Source organism: thiotrophic endosymbiont of Bathymodiolus puteoserpentis (Logatchev), assembly GCF_900127505.1.
Classification (GTDB): Bacteria; Pseudomonadota; Gammaproteobacteria; order PS1; family Pseudothioglobaceae; genus Thiodubiliella.
Window position 1 is genome coordinate 1 of record NZ_UEXF01000036.1, and the last position, 3,258, is coordinate 3,258.

Annotated in this window: 2 protein-coding genes; both read left to right on the forward strand. The window is 40.3% G+C overall.

Going from position 1 to position 3,258, the window contains the following annotated elements; translation table 11 throughout:
• Positions 1 to 373: 373 nt before the first annotated feature.
• Complete coding sequence (locus tag BHECKSOX2_RS06155; protein ID WP_425356610.1) at positions 374 to 970, forward strand: RHS repeat domain-containing protein; 597 nt, start codon at positions 374 to 376, stop codon at positions 968 to 970.
• Entirely contained in the window at positions 967 to 2,832 is a 1,866-nt protein-coding gene (locus BHECKSOX2_RS06160) for an RHS repeat-associated core domain-containing protein (RefSeq protein ID WP_139682901.1), read from the forward strand. The genes BHECKSOX2_RS06155 and BHECKSOX2_RS06160 overlap by 4 nt, the downstream gene beginning before the upstream one ends.
• Positions 2,833 to 3,258 lie beyond the last annotated feature (426 nt).

Consider the following 3,258-nt stretch of genomic DNA (forward strand, 5'->3'; position numbering starts at 1 on the left):
TTGTTACGCCCAATGAGTGGGAGAGGACTAAAAATAGGGAAATAAAGCAATAAACAGCTGGGAAAATAAGATTTTTTTTGGACTTTATGAAAAAATAAAGGTAGTTTTGAAAATATTTTTGAAAAAATCTAAAAATTAAAATTAGGGTGGAGAATTATGAGTTATGCAAAAGTCTCACTTTATCTATCTAGATAAACAACTCATTGCCATTCACATCAAAACCGACACAACGAGTACAACTAGCACAACGAGCACAACGAGCACATCAGGTACGCCAGCAACACCAATCCCTGACAAAACCCGTTATCTGCATTATGACAACCTCGGCTCAATAGACACCATCACCGATGGACAAGGCAACATCGTTGAACGCATGGCATACACCGCCTTCGGACAAAGACGCAAAGGCGACTGGCGCGCCAGCGACCCACTACTGCCTATCATCCCCGCCCTGACCAATAGAGGCTTTACAGGACATGAACACATTGATGAAATGGGTTTTATTCATATGAATGGTAGAGTATATGACCCACAAATTGGATATATCCAATCCCCTTACAACACACAGAGTTACAATAGATACAGTTATGTAATGAACAATCCACTGAAATACACTGACCCGAGCGGTTATTGGTGGAATCCCTTTAAAGCAGTAGCTAAAGCATGGCGAAGTGTTTGGAGAGGTGTTAAAAAATACGGCAGACAAATTGCATCTATCGCTGTTTTATTTATCCCAGGATTAAATATTTATGCAGCAGGATTTTTGTCCGGTATGGTTGGAAGCAAAGGTGATTTAAAACAAGGATTATTAGGCGCATTAACAGCAGGATTTAACGCCAAGGTATTGCATCCAATGAAAGCGGGTTTCAGAAAGTTGATAGCCCATGGCTTAACTGGCGGCGTACGAAGTCGATTATCTGGCGGTAGCTTTAAAAGCGGATTCTTAGGCTCAGCTGTNTCTCAGGTTTGAGTGAGCGCTTTACTTATGACGCCCTAGACCGCCTAACCCAGTCAAGCACCACCGGTAAGATTGATAATGTTGATTATAGCTATACAGTGGGTTATCAATACGACATCAATGGCAACATCACCAACAAATCTGATGTCGGTGATTACAGTTACAACGCTGCTAGTGGTGTTCGTCCACACACGCCAAATTCAATCACAGGTCTAAAAACCAATACCAGCAACCAAGACAGAGCCTACACTTACGATGCCAATGGCAATATGACCAAAAATGGCAATAAATCTATTACTTGGACATCATTTAACAAGCCCAAGAAATTCACCAAAGGAGGAGACAGCACAACCTTCACCTATGCCCCTAATAGAAGTCGTTACCAAAAAGTACAAACAAAAAGCAGTGACAATACCACCATCACCACTCAATACTTTGGCAAGGTTTATGAAAAAATCAAACAAAACACCAATACTGAGCATAAACACTTTATCTATCTAGATAAACAACTCATTGCCATTCACATCAAAACCGACACAACGAGTACAACTAGCACAACGAGCACATCAGGTACATCAGACACATCAGGCACGCCAGCAACACCAATCCCCGACAAAACCCGTTATCTGCATTATGACAACCTCGGCTCAATAGACACCATCACCGATGGACAAGGCAACATCGTTGAACGCATGGCATACACCGCCTTCGGACAAAGACGCAAAGGCGACTGGCGCGCCAGCGACCCACTACTGCCTATCATCCCCGCCCTGACCAATAGAGGCTTTACAGGACATGAACACATTGATGAAATGGGCTTTATTCATATGAATGGTAGAGTATATGACCCACAGATTGGAAGATTCCTCAGTGCGGATCCATATATCCAAGCCCCTTACAACACACAGAGTTACAATAGATACAGTTATGTAATGAACAATCCGCTGAAATACACTGACCCGAGCGGTTATTGGTGGAATCCCTTTAAAGCAGTAGCTAAAGCATGGCGAAGTGTTTGGAGAGGTGTTAAAAAATACGGCAGACAAATTGCATCTATCGCTGTTTTATTTATCCCAGGATTAAATATTTATGCAGCAGGATTTTTGTCCGGTATGGTTGGAAGCAAAGGTGATTTAAAACAAGGATTATTAGGCGCATTAACAGCAGGATTTAACGCCAAGGTATTGCATCCAATGAAAGCGGGTTTCAGAAAGTTGATAGCCCATGGCTTAACTGGCGGCGTACGAAGTCGATTATCTGGCGGTAGCTTTAAAAGCGGATTCTTAGGCTCAGCTGTAAGTTATGGCGCAAGTTGGTCAGGTGCATATAAGGCGGCAGGCATTAGTAATCAAGCCAACACATGGACGCAAAGAGTACAAAATGTTGTCGCCTCTTATGTGGTTGGTGGCGTTGCCGCTGAGTTGGGTGGTGGTAAATTTGCTAATGGTGGGATGAGTGCGGCGTTTAGTAGGATGTTTAATGATTTGCGTGATAGTACTGGAAAATGGATTGAAGGAGAGGATCCAGAGATAAAAAAATCAATACAAAGACAAAATGCTAATGCTAAGGCAATGGAAATAGTATTTGGAGCTAAATATAACACACCAGAAAGCAATATTAGTGGCACCGAGTTTTTGAGTGGAGTTGGTACTGGATCGAATATTTTGACGACTATGTCTCCTGCTGGACTTGGAGTTAAAGTTATCCAAGGTATTGGATATATTTCAGATATATTAAATGCAGCAATATACTCCGACTGGGGTGGTGTGCACAGTACTATTGGTGGAGCAGGCCTTGGGGCGATTAATCATAGAGTTGGTGCTGGAGCATCATTAATTGGCGGTTTTGTTGATGACAGTCAAAATAATGATTAGATCAGATAAAAAATTTATTTTATTGTCTGCTTTAATTTTCTTGGCATTCTTTGTATTGTTTTTATTTTTTGGTAGAAAAGGAGAAATTTTTTTCTATTTTTTAACTGTTTTTTCTATCATGCAAATATTGGCATTTTTTTTTAAAAAGCCTGTAATATTGGGTGTTTTGTGGCTTGAAAGTTCCTTAGAAAATAATTTTTTTAGACTACTATCTTTAATGATTCATTTTATCTTGTTACTATTTTTAGGGGATAAATTGTGGTAAGAATAAGGCACAAAACCTTATTCACAAGTTTGAAAACTAAATAATTAGGGTCAGTGTGCAATTTATTGAGACCTTTGCATAACCCAACCAAAAAACCACCAATCTGATAAAATAACACCCATCTAAAACAACCATAAAACACCCAAAATGTCTTGGAAAAA